14 protein-coding genes, 1 tRNA gene and 1 pseudogene are annotated in these 15,415 nt (G+C 71.0%); 7 read left to right on the forward strand and 9 right to left on the reverse strand.

The features are described from left to right. The first annotated feature begins 2 nt into the window (after positions 1 to 2). Positions 3 to 173: a hypothetical protein gene (locus tag ACK4K7_RS03205; RefSeq protein ID WP_431863755.1), complete on the forward strand. Its 171-nt coding sequence runs from the start codon at positions 3 to 5 to the stop codon at positions 171 to 173. After that, positions 124 to 978: pseudogene (locus tag ACK4K7_RS03210) on the forward strand (recombinase family protein); the annotation flags it as partial. The gene ACK4K7_RS03205 and the pseudogene ACK4K7_RS03210, both read left to right, overlap by 50 nt. 736 nt (positions 979 to 1,714) lie before the next feature. On the opposite strand, the gene ACK4K7_RS03215 reads toward ACK4K7_RS03210, so the two are convergent. Together ACK4K7_RS03215 and ACK4K7_RS03220 are read right to left on the reverse strand one after the other, a co-directional pair. Next, positions 1,715 to 1,790 (reverse strand) — tRNA-Thr (locus tag ACK4K7_RS03215). A 20-nt stretch (positions 1,791 to 1,810) separates the two neighbouring features. Further along, positions 1,811 to 2,707 carry a hypothetical protein gene (locus ACK4K7_RS03220; protein WP_431863756.1) on the reverse strand — a complete coding sequence of 299 codons (897 nt, stop codon included), beginning with the start codon at positions 2,705 to 2,707 and terminating at the stop codon, positions 1,811 to 1,813. 13 nt (positions 2,708 to 2,720) lie between these two features. Here ACK4K7_RS03220 and ACK4K7_RS03225 point away from each other — a divergent pair, with 13 nt between their 5' ends. Further along, complete coding sequence (locus ACK4K7_RS03225; protein ID WP_431863757.1) at positions 2,721 to 2,939, forward strand: BrnT family toxin; 219 nt, start codon at positions 2,721 to 2,723, stop codon at positions 2,937 to 2,939. 45 nt (positions 2,940 to 2,984) lie between these two features. Further along, complete coding sequence (locus tag ACK4K7_RS03230) at positions 2,985 to 3,275, forward strand: hypothetical protein (RefSeq protein ID WP_431863759.1); 291 nt, start codon at positions 2,985 to 2,987, stop codon at positions 3,273 to 3,275. Positions 3,276 to 3,287: 12 nt separating this feature from the next. Here the strand turns inward: ACK4K7_RS03230 and ACK4K7_RS03235 are convergent, their stop codons facing one another. From ACK4K7_RS03235 to ACK4K7_RS03255, 5 genes are all read right to left on the reverse strand, one after another. Continuing rightward, entirely contained in the window at positions 3,288 to 4,637 is a 1,350-nt protein-coding gene (locus tag ACK4K7_RS03235) for a mechanosensitive ion channel (protein WP_431863760.1), read from the reverse strand. Positions 4,638 to 4,700: 63 nt separating this feature from the next. After that, the gene (locus tag ACK4K7_RS03240; protein ID WP_431863761.1) at positions 4,701 to 5,387 is read right to left on the reverse strand and encodes a hypothetical protein; all 687 of its coding nucleotides are present in this window, start codon (positions 5,385 to 5,387) and stop codon (positions 4,701 to 4,703) included. A 25-nt stretch (positions 5,388 to 5,412) separates the two neighbouring features. After that, positions 5,413 to 6,792 carry a replication-associated recombination protein A gene (locus tag ACK4K7_RS03245; protein WP_431863762.1) on the reverse strand — a complete coding sequence of 460 codons (1,380 nt, stop codon included), beginning with the start codon at positions 6,790 to 6,792 and terminating at the stop codon, positions 5,413 to 5,415. 3 nt (positions 6,793 to 6,795) lie between these two features. After that, on the reverse strand, positions 6,796 to 7,185 hold the full coding sequence (locus ACK4K7_RS03250) for a hypothetical protein (RefSeq protein ID WP_431863763.1): 390 nt from the start codon (positions 7,183 to 7,185) through the stop codon (positions 6,796 to 6,798). A 57-nt stretch (positions 7,186 to 7,242) separates the two neighbouring features. Continuing rightward, entirely contained in the window at positions 7,243 to 9,192 is a 1,950-nt protein-coding gene (locus tag ACK4K7_RS03255; protein WP_431863764.1) for a TonB-dependent receptor domain-containing protein, read from the reverse strand. Between the two features lie 154 nt (positions 9,193 to 9,346). Between ACK4K7_RS03255 and ACK4K7_RS03260 the strand changes: the two genes are divergently transcribed. Continuing rightward, positions 9,347 to 10,888: a putative bifunctional diguanylate cyclase/phosphodiesterase gene (locus ACK4K7_RS03260; RefSeq protein WP_431863765.1), complete on the forward strand. Its 1,542-nt coding sequence runs from the start codon at positions 9,347 to 9,349 to the stop codon at positions 10,886 to 10,888. 77 nt (positions 10,889 to 10,965) lie between these two features. Here ACK4K7_RS03260 and ACK4K7_RS03265 read toward each other — a convergent pair whose 3' ends face one another. Next, the gene (locus ACK4K7_RS03265; protein ID WP_431863766.1) at positions 10,966 to 11,634 is read right to left on the reverse strand and encodes a protein-L-isoaspartate(D-aspartate) O-methyltransferase; all 669 of its coding nucleotides are present in this window, start codon (positions 11,632 to 11,634) and stop codon (positions 10,966 to 10,968) included. A 74-nt stretch (positions 11,635 to 11,708) separates the two neighbouring features. On the opposite strand from ACK4K7_RS03265, the gene ACK4K7_RS03270 reads away from it, so the two are divergent. Continuing rightward, positions 11,709 to 13,217, forward strand: coding sequence for an ATPase domain-containing protein (locus ACK4K7_RS03270; RefSeq protein ID WP_431863768.1), 1,509 nt, complete (start codon positions 11,709 to 11,711; stop codon positions 13,215 to 13,217). Next, positions 13,214 to 14,920, forward strand: a complete 1,707-nt coding sequence (locus tag ACK4K7_RS03275) for a response regulator (RefSeq protein ID WP_431863769.1) — start codon at positions 13,214 to 13,216, stop codon at positions 14,918 to 14,920. The genes ACK4K7_RS03270 and ACK4K7_RS03275 overlap by 4 nt, the downstream gene beginning before the upstream one ends. Before the next feature lie 10 nt (positions 14,921 to 14,930). Here ACK4K7_RS03275 and ACK4K7_RS03280 read toward each other — a convergent pair whose 3' ends face one another. Next, complete coding sequence (locus tag ACK4K7_RS03280) at positions 14,931 to 15,329, reverse strand: hypothetical protein (RefSeq protein ID WP_431863770.1); 399 nt, start codon at positions 15,327 to 15,329, stop codon at positions 14,931 to 14,933. Between the last annotated feature and the right edge of the window lie 86 nt (positions 15,330 to 15,415).

The raw sequence follows: 15,415 nt of genomic DNA on the forward strand, positions 1-15,415 counted from the left end.
CCATGGCCGCGCGCGCGCCTCGCCTCGACCCGGCAATTGCCGAGATCGTCGCGGCCCTTGCGCGCGCCGACGCGGAGGAGGATTATCGCGCTGCCGCCGCACTCCAGAACAAGGACGCCGATCGTGCGCACCGTCATCTACGCCCGCTACAGCTCGGCGCTCCAGGAACGTAGGTCGATCGAGGACCAGGTCCGCGTCTGCCGCCAGCGGTGCGAGGCGGAAGGCTGGGACGTCGTCGACGTCTATTCCGATTTCGAGATCAGCGGGCGCGCCGGCATCGCCGCCCGTCCCGGGCTGCAGGCCATGCTGGATCGGGTCGCGCTCGGCGGCGTCGACCAGGTGATGGCCGAGGCGCTGGACCGGATCGCACGCAGCCAGGTCGACACCCCGCTCATCCACCAGAAGATCCGCTTCGCCGGCGTTCGCCTCTTCACGCTCAGCCAGGGCGAGGTGACCGAGCTTCATACCGCCTTCCAGGGGGCGATGGACGCCCTGCAGCTGAAGGAGCTGGCGGCCAAGGTCCGGCGCGGGCAGCGCGGCCGCACCGCCGCTGGCTTTTCGTTCGGGAGGCCCGCCTACGGCTACCGCATGGCCAACCGGATCGGGGAGGGCGGCGCGGTCGAGCTCGGCGTCCGCGAAATCGATCCGGAGCAGGCCGGGATCGTGCGGCGGATCTTCGCCAGCTTCGTCGAAGGAGAGTCGGCGCTGGCGATCGCACGCGCGCTGAACCGGGAAGGGGTGCCGGGGCCGACCGGCGGGCTGTGGCGCGTGTCGAGCATCAACGGCGACCGCATCCGGCGCAACGGCATCCTTCACAACGATCTCTATCGGGGGCGGCTCGTCTACAACAAGACGCGCAAGGAAGTGGACCCGGAGACGCGGCGGCGCGTGATCCGCTCCAACCCGCCCTCGGAATGGCAGACCACCGTCGTCGAGCATCTGCGCATCGTCGACGATGCGACCTGGGCGAAGGTGGAGGAACGCAGGGAACGGCTCGAGGGCGTCCCCGCGCACCGGCAGAAGCGGCCGAGGCGGCTGCTGTCCGGCCTCGGCGTGTGCGGGGTGTGCGGCGGGGGCTGGAACTGCATCGGCTCGTCCAGGGGACAGCGCTGGGGCTGCTCGTCGCGCCGCGATGCCAGGGGCTGCACCAATGGCCGCACCATCTTCAACAGCGAATATGAGCGGCGCGTGCTCGGCGGTCTCGCCGGCGAGCTGCTGAGCCCGGAGGCGGTCGAGCATTATGAGCGTGTCTACCGTGCGCGCCATGCCGAGCTGAGCAGGGGGCGGGCAAAACGCATCGCCGCGGCCGAGCGCGCGCTCGCCGCCGCCGAGACGAAGGTGGAGCGATGGCTGTCGGCGATCGAGGACGGCGCCGCGGGGTTCGCCGAGGTGAAGACCCGCCTCGCCGCGGCGCGGGCCGATCGCGACCGCGCGCGCGAGGATCTGGACGAGGCCCGGGCCGAGGACAATGTCCTCGCGCTGCACCCCAATCTCGGCCAGCGCTACCGGCGCGAATTCGCCGAGCTGATGGACGCCCTCCAGCGCCCCGCCGCCAAGGCGACGGCCTACGCCGCGATCCGCAACCTGGTCGACCGGATCGTCGTGTGGCCGAACGAAGAGGGCAGGGGCGTCCGCATCGAAGTGCACGGCCGCATCAACACCATCCTCGCCTTGGCGCAGGGGCGCCCCAGCACTTCCGAACGTACGTTAGCAATGGTGCCGGCTGTCGGACTCGAACCGACGACCTACCGCTTACAAGGCGGTTGCTCTACCAGCTGAGCTAAGCCGGCGCCCCGGCTCCCCACATGATCTAACGGACGCCGAACGTCCAGCCCTCCGTGCGGGCGAGCACCGGGGTGAGGGCGGGCGGCGCCCACAAAGCGGGCTCCCCATGGACCAGCCGCAGCCAGGCCGCGCTCATGATCGCGTCGGTGGCATGGTCGTTATAGGACGCGAGCGGGCGATGCGGCGCGCTGCCGAGCGCCGCGAGCGCGCGGTCGAGCGTCGCCGGGTCGCGCACCTTGGTGCGGCCCTTGGGGAGGCCGGCGCGCAGGGCGGCGATGCTGGTGTAGATCTCCACCACCAGCGAACCCTTGCCCACCTGCGGGTCGAAGGGCCTGTCCGGAGCGAAGTCGAAGGGCCACACCGGCAGCTTTCCGTCCAGCCGCCTGAGGAGCCGCATGCCGGTGAGGCTGGATTTGCCGACCTGGGCGGCGCCGACCAGGTTGAAGTTGCTGTAGGGATTGAGGCCCTGCGCCCGCTGCGCCTCTTCCGTCACCCGCAGCCGGCCGCGGCCCGGCTGGAACCGGTCGCCGACGCGGCCGCCGTGGCGGCGGAAATGGCGGGCGGCGTCGGGATGATCGACGAAGCTCGACGCGGCGAGATGCGGGTCCTCGGCGCAGATCTCCTCGACCAGCCGCCACAGCCCGCGCGCGTCCGGAGGCGAGCGCGCCCAACCGGGGAAGAAGGCGCCGCGGTCCGCGAAGGGGAGGGAGGGGCCGAGGTCCAGCCCGACCAGCGTGCGCCCCGGCATCTCCTCCAGCATCCACGCCAGCGCCTCGGCGCGCGACCAGACATGGCCGGGCCGCACCAGGCGCGGCGCCTCGCCGCCAAGGCCGCAAAGCGCGATCGCGATGCCCCGCTGCCGCGGCCCCACCGCCCCCGACCAGTCGATGGCGGCAAAGCGGGCAAAGGCGGACGGTTCCATGATAGACAGCCGAATGGACTTCGAATGGGACGAGGACAAGCGCCTGACAAACCTCGCCAAGCACGGCATCGACTTCCGGCGCGCGCGCGAGATCTGGGGCGGGCCGGCGGTCGATCCGTTCTCCGCGGCCGTTCGAGACGGCGAGCGGCGGTTCGTCGCGATCGGTTTGGTCGGCGAGGATGAAATGATCGTGGCGGTCGTGTATACGGACAGGGGAACCGGCGGCGCCTGATCAGCGCGCGCCGGGCGAGGCGAGATGAACGGAAGAGGTACCGGGATGAGTTCGGCCGAGGATGGTGAGGCGGACCGCACCGATTGGGAGCGGCTGCGCAACCTCACCGACGAGGAGAATGAGGCGAACATCGCCGGGGATTTCGACTCCTGGCCGCTCGAGGATCAGGCGCGCGGCTGCTTCTTCCACGTCCGTCCCCTGGAGGGGCGGCGATGGACCTGGGACATGGTGGACCCGCGCGGCCGGGTCGTCGCACGGGCGCCGGCGGACTATGCCGATCGGGCCAGCGCCGAAGCCGCGACGCTGGCCCTCAAGACCCGGCTCAAGGCCGCCTGACGCCGCGGGGCGTCACACCAGCGGCGGCTGCTGGTCCGGATCGGCGCTGGGCGCGCGCGGGCGGCGCGGCGGGACGGGCGGCTGGTTGGCCTCGGTCCAGCGTTCCAGCAGCTTGTGCGCGGTCGGCCGGCCGCCGAGCCCGAAGGCGAGCGCGCAGGCCACCGCCGCCGAGCCGATGATGGCGGCGAAGGCGATGATCACGATCTCGTTGGCGAGGCCCATGAAGCGCAGGCCCATCGCCACCGCGAGCGCGATGATCGACCATTTGAGGATCGCCGGCAGCCAGCCCTCGGTGCCCGCGCCGCCGACCAGGGTGGAGACGATCCGGGCGATGAACACGCCGGCCAGGATGATGACGGTGCCGAACAGGACGCGCCCGCCGAGCTCCAGCGCCTGGGCGAGCATCACCGCCACGATCGGCGAGTTGAGCAGCTCGGCCGCGTTCACCGCCGCGAACAGCAGGATGGCGATCATCACGATCGTGCCCACGGTGCGCGACGGCGTCGTCGTCTCGGGCGCGAAGCCGAGCGCGCTCACCGAGCGGTCGAAGCCGAGCGAGGGGAGGATCTGCTCGATCGCGGCCTTGGCGAGCTTGCCGATGATGTAGCCGGCCGCGAGAATCAAAGCGGCGCCGATCACATAGGGGATGGCGGTGAGGATCATCTGCAGCATCGCGATCGCCGGGCCGGACACCGCGCGGATGCGCAGCGCGTCGAGCGCGGCGATGGTGACTGGGATCATGATGAGGAAGAAGACGATGGTCCCGATCGACCGGCTGATCGACGGCGTCGAGCTTGTGCCGGGGGCGGGCGCGGGCGTCGGGGCCGGCGTCGGAGCGGGCGCGGCCATCGCCGCGCCGGGATCGACCACCGGCGGCGCGGGCGGGGCGGCCGGGCCGCTCCCGACGAAGCCGGAGCGGCGCACCCAGCCGTCCGCGTTGGCGGCGAGCAAAGTGCCCTCGACGATCCGTCGGACGATCTTGGCGACCACCAGGCCGAGCGCGAAGATCAGCCCGCCGGCGATGAGGTTCGGCACGAAGGAGAAGGCGTTGGTGGTGAGCTGGCGCACCGGATCGAGCACGGCGGCGAGGCCGAGCGGCTGGAGCGCGAGCAGGATGCCGACCAGGATGATCAGCCAGAAGACGACGTCGCCGATCAGCCCGCCGACCGTGGTGCCGGGCTCGGCGGCGTTGTGGCGCTGCAGCGCGGGAATGCGGTCGACCAGCCGCGCGATCGCCCAGCGCGCCATCCGCGCCACCAGATAGGCGACCACGAGGATGAGCAGCGCCGCCGCGATCCGCGGAAGCCAGAAGCCAAGATCATGCTGCCAGTCGTAGCCGGCCTGGAAGTCCCTGCGGTACATTGCACCCCTCCGCGCGTGAGAGCTCGTTACCCCACCACAATGATCGAGCGCGGAGCCGGTTCCTCATTCCTCCGCCGGCGCGCAGCCGCCGAGGGACGCCTGCATGTAGAGGAGGGCGCCGTCGTCGGTGACTTCCAGCAGATAGGTCTGTCTCGGGGCCCGTGCGAGCCATGCCTCGTAAGTCTCGTCCGGCTGCATCTCCACTCCGCCGGGGATGGTGGTGATCACGGCGCAACGTTCCGTCGCCCACCGGTCGACCCGCCAGTCGCTGCCATAAGGCACGGCGCTCGTCATCATCCGCAAGGCGGTGCGGTCCGGAAGGACCTCCCACACCGCCACGCCTTCCATATTGCCCCAGCCGGGATCGGACATCTGCGCGGCGGCGAACCAGCGTCCGGTCGGCGAGAAGGTCGGCTCCACGCCGGTGTCCATCACCTCTCCACCGCCGGTCGCGGCGCGGTCGACCAGGGTATAGCCGTGGGTCTCGTAGCCGCCGACGACGAAGCCGAGATAGCGGCCGTCGGCCAGCAGGTGCCACTCTTCCGGTTCGGACCATTCGATGTCCACCTCGATGAGCTGACCGGCAAGGCCGGTCACCACCAGCCGGTCCGGCCCGTCGGCGGCGACGATGTGCCGGAGGTGCGGGGGTATCTCCGGGATCGGCTTCGGTCGCTCCATCAGCTCTTCATAATGGTTGCGGGGCTGGAACCCGGCCGGCGCACCTTGCTGCGCGCATGCGGGGTTCGTCATGGCCAGTAACAGGACGGCCATCGCCTTAGTCCCCACGCCGGCTCCTTTGCTCCTCCCACCAGGCGATGCGCTCGGCGATGCGCTTCTCGAAGCCGCGGTCGGTCGGCGCGTAAAACCGCTGCGGCGCCATCTCCTCGGGCCAGTAATGCGCGCCCGAAAAGCCCCCTTCCGCATCGTGGTCATATTCATAGCCCTTGCCGTAGCCGATCTCCTTCATCAGGCGGGTCGGCGCGTTGAGGATCGTCTTGGGCGGCATCAGCGAACCGGTGTCGCGGGCGCTGCGCCAGGCAGCCTTCTGCGCCTTGTAGGCGGCGTTGGATTTGGGCGCCGTCGCGCAATAGAGGCAGGCCTGGACGATGGCGAGTTCGCCCTCGGGCGAGCCGAGAAAGTCGTAGGCGTCCTTGGCGGCGAGGCACTGGACGAGGGCATTGGGATCGGCGAGGCCGATATCCTCGGACGCGAAGCGCACGATCCGGCGCAGCACGTAGAGCGGCTCCTCGCCCGCAACCAGCATGCGCGCCAGGTAATAAAGCGCCGCCTGCGGGTCCGATCCGCGCAGCGATTTGTGAAGCGCCGAGATGAGGTTGTAATGCCCCTCCCGGTCCTTGTCGTAGACCGCGACCCGCCGGTGGAGCAAAGCCGACAGACCGGCCGGGTCCAGCAACCCCCTCTCCCCTTCAGGGGAGAGGGCCGGGGAGAGGGGGAGTCCGGACGCGCTCTCGCCCGCCGCCTCGTTCGCGAAGGAGAACAACGTCTCCGCCTGGTTCAGCAGGAAGCGGCCGTCGCCGTCGGCGGTGGCGATCAGCGCGTCGCGCGCCTCCGGCGTGAGCGGCAGCCCGCGCCCCGTCAGCGCCTCGGCCCGGTCGAGGAGCTGCGACAAAGCGGCGGCGTCCAGCCGGTTCAGGATCAGCACCTGGGCGCGGGAGAGCAGCGCGGCGTTGAGCTCGAAGCTCGGATTCTCGGTGGTGGCGCCGACCAGCACCACCGTGCCGTCCTCGACATAGGGCAGGAAGCCGTCCTGCTGCGCGCGGTTGAAGCGGTGGATCTCGTCCACGAACAGCAATGTGCGTCTGCCGCCCCGGGCATGGCCGCGCGCTTCGGCGAACACCTTCTTGAGATCGGCGACGCCCGAGAAGACGGCCGAGATGGCGACGAAGCGCATGCCGACCGCGTCGGCGAGCAGGCGGGCGATGGTCGTCTTGCCGGTGCCGGGCGGCCCCCACAGGATCATCGAGGCGAGCTTGCCAGCGGCGACCATCCGGCCGATCGCGCCGCCCGGCCCGGTCAGATGGTCCTGACCGACCACCTCGTCGAGCCGGCCGGGCCGCAGCCGGTCGGCGAGCGGCGCGTCCGCGGCCGGCGCCTCGGGTGCCGCGCCGCCCCCCTCTCCGAACAGGTCGGCCACGCCTCAGGGACGGCGATAGGGCGTGAAGCGGCCGAGCGGGCAGGCGGGGCCGGGGATCGTGCTGCCCGGCTCGAGCCCGCGCACCAGATCGCCCCGGCACAGCTGGCTGCCGTGGCTCTCGACGATCAGCTGCGCGAATGGCCGCAGCCCGGGGCAGTCGCCGTCCAGCCGGTTCACCCACAAGGTGGCGCCGTCCGACATGACGAGCGTGCGCGCATCGACGATGCGCAGGCCGCTCGTCTGCTGGCGCGACACGCAGTCCTGCTCCGCCCCGGCCGCCCGGCCGGCGATCTCGCGCGCCAGTTCGGCGCCGCCCGCGCGGCCGCCCTCGTCGACCGGCGCGCAGGCGGCGAGCGCGGCCGGCAGCAGCGCGAGGCTCAGATATCTGGTCATCGTCCGGTCCTTTCGACGCGCCCCCGGGAGGGACATGGTAGCGCGTCGCGGCGCGGCTCACCAGTCGGTGGAGAGCGACAGGCTGAACCGCCGGGGCAGGTTGTAATGGAAGCCCTCGCCGATATTCACCCAGCCGTAATTGTCGTTCACCGATCCCACCTGCGCGCGCAAGGTGGACGGCGCGCCGGCGATGCGGAAGCGGTAGCGCGCGCCCAGCGCCACCACATAGCGCTCCGGGATGAAATGGGTGTTCAGCCGGTCGGCCACGCGGTCGGACGTGCTTTCGTAATTGAGGTCGAACGACAGGCCGGGCGCGAACGGCACGCGATAGTCGAGCGCGACATTGGTGTAGCGTACGAAGGTGCCGACCGGGCGGCGGCCGACCAGCCCCTGGGCCACCGCATCGCCGCTGAGGCTCGCGTCCAGGAAGACGGTGCCGACGATGGCGGTCAGCCCCGGCAGCGGCTGGCCGGCGAGCGACAGCTCCACGCCCCGGTGGCGGACCGCGCCCAGCTCCCGGAACAGCAGGCTGTTGTCGAGCCCGAAATAGGGTTTGCGCACGTCGAACACCCCCGCCACCAGCCGCATGTCGCGCGGGAGGACGAGGCGCACGCCCGCGTCCATCTGGCGGGTGATGATGGCGGGCGGCGCGAAGTCGCGGTTGCGCGCCACGGCGGGCGCGACCGGGCTCTCCTCCAGGCCGCGCGCATAGCCGGCATAGAAGGTGACGCGCGACGAGGCATGGAGCGCCAGCGTGGCGTTCAGCAGCCACGGATCGTCGCGCGACACCGGCAGCGGACCCGCCGGCGTCTCGACCGACTTGCGATAGTCGGTCTTCTGCACGCTGACAGCGAACTCGCCCACGTCGCGCCAGCGCGTCTCGTAGCCGACCCCACCGGTGAGCTGGCGGACCTCGTCGAACGACTGCGGGCCGAGCGTGAAGGGCGGGCGGGGAATGTCCACCTTCTGGTCGATCGGCAGCCGGCCGAGCGGGACGAGCGCGCCGCCGCCGTAGCGGCGCGTCTGATCGCGGCCGCGCAGCGCCAGGTGGACGGTGTGGAGCCGCGGCCCTTCGGAGAAGCTGCGCGAGGCGCGCAGCTCGCCCGAGGTCGAGGCGAAGCGCCGGTCCGCTTCCGACTGGATGAAGCGGTCGCCGACGCCCTGGCGGTCGGTGTTGAGCGCAAGCTCGGTGAAGGTCCGTTCCAGGTCGAGCACCGAGCGGAAGATGCCGCCGCGCAGCGTCCAGCCGCCGGTCCGGACGGTGGAGACCAGGCCCATGTTCGTGCCCTTGGTCTCGTTCTCCGCCCAGTCCGGGCCGTAGAAGCGCTTGCGAGCGATCTGGGGCGGCAGCCACGAACCGCCGGTGAAGTAGATGGGCTGCGCCTCGGTCCCGCTGGTCGACCAATAGCTGAAGAAGGGCATCACCTCGACGTCGGCCGAGGGGCGCCAGCGCGGGATGACGGCGGCGTGGAACTGGGTCCGGTCGGCCCCGTAATTGGTGACGTCGTGACCCACGCCCAGCCCGGCCGCGACCGACAAGGTGTCGCCGACCGGAAGCTGCCCGTCGGCCTCGGCGCGGAGCGTGCCGTAGGGGCCGTAGGTGAGGATCGTGCTGAGCACCGCCTGGTCGCCCGCCTTGCGCAGCGCGAAGTCGGCGATGCCGGTGGGGGAAGAGAAGGGGTAGCTCTGCGCCGAAATGCCGACCCGCATCGACACGCCGCCGGTCAGGCGCTGGTCGAGATCGGCCTGCGAATCGAAATAGAGGCCTTCGATCCGGATGTTGCCGGCCTGGGTCGGGCTGAAGCCGCGCGCGGTGCCGGGATTGTAGATGCCCACCCGCTCGTTGCCGACCGAGGAGCCGAAGGCGTCGCCGGCCGAGGTCACCGCATTCTCGTTGGCGCGCTGCGCGACCGCGGGCGCGGCGGCGAGGAAGAGGAGGGCGAACGTGCCGGCAAGCGCCAGCGCGCGGCGGGGGAGGCGGGAGGACGGTTCAGCGTGGCTTCTCATGCCCGCCGTGCAGCAGCAGGAGAGCGGCCGCCGTCACCGCCCTTTCGACGAACGTGCCGTCTCGTTCGATGGATGCGGCGGCGTAACGACGTGGAGAGTTTCTTAACCGTGTCGGGGCTAGGCTTCGCGGATCACCAGGGGGGGTGGAGGCGAAGTGGGCTACTCACGGAAGTTAGGGCCGCCGATCGTATCGGCCGCGGTCGCGACGATCGTCCTCACCAACTTCGCCATGGCCACGATCGTGCGCAGCCACAATCAGGGCGGCTTCAAGCTGTTCGAGGCGATCTGGCCGATCGCGCTCACCTCCGCGGTGGCGGTGGTGCTGGTCATGTCCTTCCTCTACCGCTCGCTGCTCGACATGGTGCAGGAGTTGGAAAGCCGCGAGGCCTCCGCCCAGCATGCCGCCCTCCACGACCAGCTGACCGGCCTCGCCAACCGCGCGCTGCTCGAAGACCGGCTCGGCCAGGCGCTCGGCCGCTGGCGCCGCAAGGGCGAGCGGGTGGCGCTGCTGATCCTCGATCTCGACCGATTCAAGCAGGTGAACGACACGCTCGGCCACAATGCCGGCGACCTGCTCGTCCAGCAGGTGGCGGCGCGGCTGCGCGGCCTGCTGCGCGAAAGCGACACGGTGGCGCGGATCGGCGGCGACGAATTCGCGATCGTGCAGGCCAATCCGGGCGGCGAGGCGGACGTGCGCACCTTGTGCAACCGCATCCTCGATTCGCTGCGGGAGCCGTTCGATCTCGGCGGCAAGGAAGCGCGGGTCGGCGTCAGCATCGGCGCGATCATCGCCTGCGACCGCGACGCGGAGCCCGCCGAGCTGCTGCGCAAGGCCGACATCACCATGTACCGGGCCAAATCCGGCGGGCGCGACTGCTACCGCATCTTCTCGGACGAGATGGACGCCGACGTCCAGCGCCGCAATCTCATCGAGAGCAGCCTCCACCAGGCGCTCGCGCCAGGCGCGGAGGGCGGCATCGACTATCATTTTCAGCCGCAGCTGTGCAGCCGCGGAACGGTGGGCGGCGCCGAAGCGCTGCTGCGCTGGGCGCACCCGCTGCTCGGCGAGCTCACCCCCGGCGACGTCATCCCGGTGGCGGAGGAATGCGGCCTGATCGAGCCGCTGGGCGACCATGCCTTCCGCGCCGCCTGCCGCGCCGCGCGGCGCTGGCCCGACCTGTTCGTCGCGGTGAACCTGTCGCCGCTCCAGTTCCGCCGGCCCGACCTTCACCTGCACCTGCGCCGCATCGCCGCGGAGGAGGATGTGGAGTGCAGCCGGCTGGAGCTCGAGATCACCGAGAATCTGCTGATCGAGCACGAGACGCTGTGCGAACGCACCATCCAGCTGCTGCGCCGCGACGGCTTCCGGGTGACGCTGGACGATTTCGGCACCGGCTATTCCTCGCTCAGCTATCTGCGGCGCTTCCAGGTCGACAAGATCAAGCTCGACCGCGCCTTCATCGACGCCGCCGAGCGGGAGCGGAGCATCGCCATCATCCGCGCCGCGGTCGGCCTCGGCCGCGCGATGGGGCTGGAAGTGGTGGCCGAAGGCATCTCGACCGCGGAGCAGGAGCAGGTGGCGCTCGAGGCCGGCTGCGACGGGCTGCAGGGCTGGCTCTATGGCCGGCCGATGCCCGCGGCCGACTTCGACCACTTCCTCACGCGCCGCAGCGGCGGCATCGCCGACGCCGCCTGACAGTCATCTCCCCTCCCTGCACGCAGGGAGGGGCCGGGGGTGGGTACGCCTCCGGACCAACCCCGCCGGCGGAGACCTCAGGCCGTCTCCAGCCGCGTGAACCGCACCGGCATCACCTCGCGGACGCTGACCTCGCCGCCCTGACGCGTCACGGTGGCGAGCTGCTGGACGTCGCCGGCCCCGATCGGGATCACCATCCGTCCGCCGTCGGCGAGCTGGTCAACCAGCGCCTGCGGCGGCTCGGCGGCCGCGGCGGTGACGAGGATGCGGTCGAACGGCGCGTGATCGGACCAGCCGCGCGATCCGTCGCCGACCCGGATCGCCGCGTGGAGGCCGAGCGCGTCGAGCCGCACCCTGGCCGCTTCCGCGAACTCCTCCACGATCTCGACCGTCCACACCTCGGCGCCGAGCTCCGCCATCACCGCGGCCTGATAACCGAGGCCGGTGCCGATCTCGAGCACGCGCTGCCCGGGCGCGAGGTCGAGCAGATCGAGCATCAGCGCGCCGATGAACGGCTGCGACAGCGTCTTGTCGAACCCGATCGGCAGCGGCGTGTCCTGATAGGCGACGGCGGCGAGCTGGGCCGGCACGAACAGGTGGCGCGGCACGTTCAGCAGCGCGGTGCGCAGCCCCTCGTCCGGACGGCTCTTGCCGATCTCGTCCTCGGCCAGGTCGAAGTGGATGTCGACGACCTCCACCATGTGCCGCCGGAAAACGGCCAGGTGCTTTTCGGTCATCGGTTTCATGGAACGCTCCTTACGCTCGGGACTTGGCGAGCGCGGCCCGGTGGTGCAAGGGGGCCGTGCGAGGAGAGAGAAGAATGTCGGGATCGGAAGAACTTCTGCGCGAAGGCGGTCCGGTGTCGTCCGGATCGGCGGCGCTGGACGACATCCTGGCGGGCGGTTTCGCCGCGAACCACATCCATCTCGTCGAAGGCGCGCCCGGCGCCGGCAAGACGACGCTCGGCCTGCAGTTCCTGCGGGAAGGCGCCGGCAAGGGCGAGAGCTGCCTCTACATCACCCTCTCCGAAAGCCGCAACGAGCTGCTGCACGTCGCCGGGACGCACGGCTGGAACCTCGACGGCATCGACATCTTCGAACTGGTCCCGCCGGAGCTCAGCCTCGATCCGGAGCGGGAACAGTCCATCGTCTACGCGTCCGATCTGGAGCTCGGCGAGACGGTGCAGATGGTGATGGCGGAGGTCAACCGGCTGGCCCCGGCGCGCATCGTGTTCGACAGCCTGTCGGAAATCCGGCTGCTCGCCCAGGGGTCGCTGCGCTACCGGCGGCAGGTGCTGGCGCTGAAGCATTTCTTCGCGCAGCGCGACTGCACGGCCCTGTTCCTCGACGACCTCACCGAACAGATCGACGATCTCAGCCTCCACAGCCTCGCCCACGGCGTCGTCCGGCTCGAGCAGATCGCGGTCCCCTACGGCGCCGAGCGCCGCCGGCTGCGCGTCTACAAGATGCGCGGCCGCGCCTTTCTCGGCGGCTTCCACGATTTCACGATCCGCACCGGCGGGATGCAGATCTTCCCGCGGCTCGTCGCGACCTCGCATCCGGACGACGGACGGCCGCAGCGTTATGCCGACAGCGGCATCGCCGAGCTCGACGATATGGTCGGCGGCGGGCTCGATTACGGCACCACTACGCTGATCATCGGCCCCTCGGGCTCGGGCAAGTCCACGCTCGCGCTGCAATGGGTCTATGCGGCGCTGCAGCGCGGCGAGAAGGCGCTGTTCGTCAGCTTCGACGAGACCCGCCGCGTGTTCGAACGCCGCGCCGCCGGGCTCGGGATGGACGTGCGCGACCATATGGCCGACGGGCAGCTCTCCTTCCGCCAGGTCGATCCGGCCGAGCTGTCGCCGGGCGAGTTCAGCGCGATCATCCGCGAGCATGTCGAACGCGAGGCCTGCGTCGTCGTCATCGACTCCCTGTCCGGCTACCAGCACGCCATGCCGGAGGAGCAGCACATGCTGCTCCAGATGCATGAGATCGTGACCTATCTCAATCAGCAGGGCGTGCTGAGCTTCCTCATCCTCGCCCAGGCCGGCATGGTCGGCCACATGCAGTCGCCGGTCGACATCACCTATCTGTCAGACAATGTGATCCTGCTCCGCTTCTTCGAGGCGCATGGCGAGATCCGGCGCGCGCTGTCGGTGCTGAAGAAACGCACCGGCCGGCACGAATCCACGATCCGTGAACTCAGCATCGGTAAAGGCGGCGTGACCGTGGGGCCGCGGCTCGAAGGCTTCCGCGGCGTGTTGACCGGCGTGCCCGTCTATGAAGGCGAGGGCAGCCGGCTGGCGCGGACGGGCGAGCCTCGGTGACGGCGGCGCCGGCCGAACGCTTTCTGGTCTTCGCGCCGCTCGGGCGCGACGCGAAGGTGATCGCCCAGCTTCTGCACAGCGCCTCCATCGGCCATGACGACTGCGACGAAGAACGGCTGCTGGCCGCCGTCGCGGACGGGTCGGCGGGCGGCGCGGTGCTCACCGACGACGCGCTCGCCCGGCTCGACGGCAACCGGCTGCGCGAGGCGATCGAGGCGCAGCCGCCCTGGTCCGACTTCCCGTTCGTCCTGCTCGCCCGGCGCGGCGAGACCCGCCAGGGCTCGCGCGCGATCGAAGAGCTGGTGAACGTCACCGTGCTGGAGCGGCCGCTCCACCCCGCCACCCTGATCAGCGCCGTCCGCTCCGCGCTGCGCGGCCGCGCGCGCCAGCGCATGGCGGCCGAATATCTGGCGGAGCGGGAACGGGCCGAGGCGCGGCTTCGCGAGCTTGCGGAGACGCTGGAGCAGAAGGTCGCCGAGCGCACGCGCGACCTCGCCGCCGTCAACGATCGCCTCACCGCCGAGATCGCCGAGCGCGAGCGGGCCGAGGCGCGCCTCGTCCAGGCGCAGAAGATGGAGGCGGTGGGGCAGCTGACCGGCGGCATCGCGCACGATTTCAACAACCTCCTCACAGCCGTCATCGGCTCGCTCGACCTGCTGCTGAAGCGCAGCGACGAGGAGAAGGTGCGGCGCCTCGCCGGCAACGCGCTGAAGGCGGCGGAGCGCGGCGCGACGCTCACCGCCCAGCTGCTCGCTTTCTCCCGCCGCCAGCGCCTCTCGCCCGCCCCGGTCGATCCCAACGCCACCGTCGCCGCGATGACCGAACTCGTCGGCCGGACGATCGGGCCGCACATCCGGGTCGAAACGCGGCTCGACCCGGCGGTGTGGCGCGCGCTCGCCGATCCCACCCAGCTCGAGGTGATGATCCTCAATCTCGCCATCAACGCCCGCGACGCGATGCCGTCGGGCGGCACGCTCACCATCGCCACCGCCAACGTCTCGGCCGTGCCGCCGCAGCTCGCGGCCGAGCTCGGGCCGGGCGAATATGTCTCGATCTCGGTGTCGGATACCGGCGTCGGCATGCCGCCCGACGTGCTGTCGCGCGCCTTCGAGCCTTTCTTCACCACCAAGGCGCAGGGCAAGGGCACCGGCCTCGGCCTCGCCCAGCTCTACGGCTTCGCGCGCCAGTCCGGCGGCGCCGCCCGCATCGAAAGCCGGGAGGGGGAGGGGACCCGCGTCACGATCTTCCTGCCCCGCACCGAAGCGAAGGCGGAGGACGCGGCCGCCGTTCTGGCCGAGCCGGCGCCGCAGCGCAGCGCCCGCATCCTGCTGGTCGACGACGATCACGACGTGCGCACCGTCGCCGCGTCGATGGTGGAGGAGCTCGGCTTCCGGGTCGAGGCCGCGGATTCCGGGGAACAGGCGCTCGCCATGCTCGGCCGCCAGAGCTTCGAGCTGATGATCACCGACGTCGCCATGCCGGGGATGAACGGCGTCGAGCTCGCCCGCCGCGCCCGGGCGATCGCGCCGGACATGCCGGTCCTGTTCGCCAGCGGCTATGCCGACGTCGAGACGTTCGGCGCGGAGCTCAGCGCCGAGACCCTGCTCAAGAAGCCCTACCGCATCTCCGAGCTCGGCGCTCGCATCGGCCGCATGTTCGACGGCAGCGGCCCCGCCCGGGTGGTGGAGATGAAACGCCGCTGACCGGCCGGGCCTACTGGCTCGCCGTCCGTCCCTCGGCGACGCCGCCCTGGGCCGGCTGGACGCCGTCCGGCGCCTCGACATTCTGCGGCACCTGGTCGGGCGGCGTGATCGCCGATCCAGTGGCGCCGGCGGGCGCCGGATCGACCGCCTGCGTCTGGGCGCCGCCGTTCAGCCGGTCGGCGATCCGCGGATCGGGCTGGCCGCTTCCGCCCATGAAGGTCAGCGCCAGCGCGCCGATCAGGAACAGGACGAGGATGCCGGGCACTATGAACGCGCGCCAGCCGCTCGAATCGTCGAGCTCCAGCGAGCTGTGATATTCGTCGTCCAGCCCTTCATAGGGGTTGTTCGGGTCGGCCGGGTTCGGCCCGGCGCCCGCGCCAGTGGTGGTTTCGCTCCTGATGTCCGACATGCTCGCTCTCCTGCTCTGGCGCCGGAGCGGGGAGGCTGGCCGTCTCGACCGGTCGGCGCCGGGTGGCGGCGGCGGGGCGCGGGGGA

Source organism: Allosphingosinicella sp. (assembly GCF_046295735.1).
Taxonomy (GTDB): domain Bacteria; phylum Pseudomonadota; class Alphaproteobacteria; order Sphingomonadales; family Sphingomonadaceae; genus Allosphingosinicella.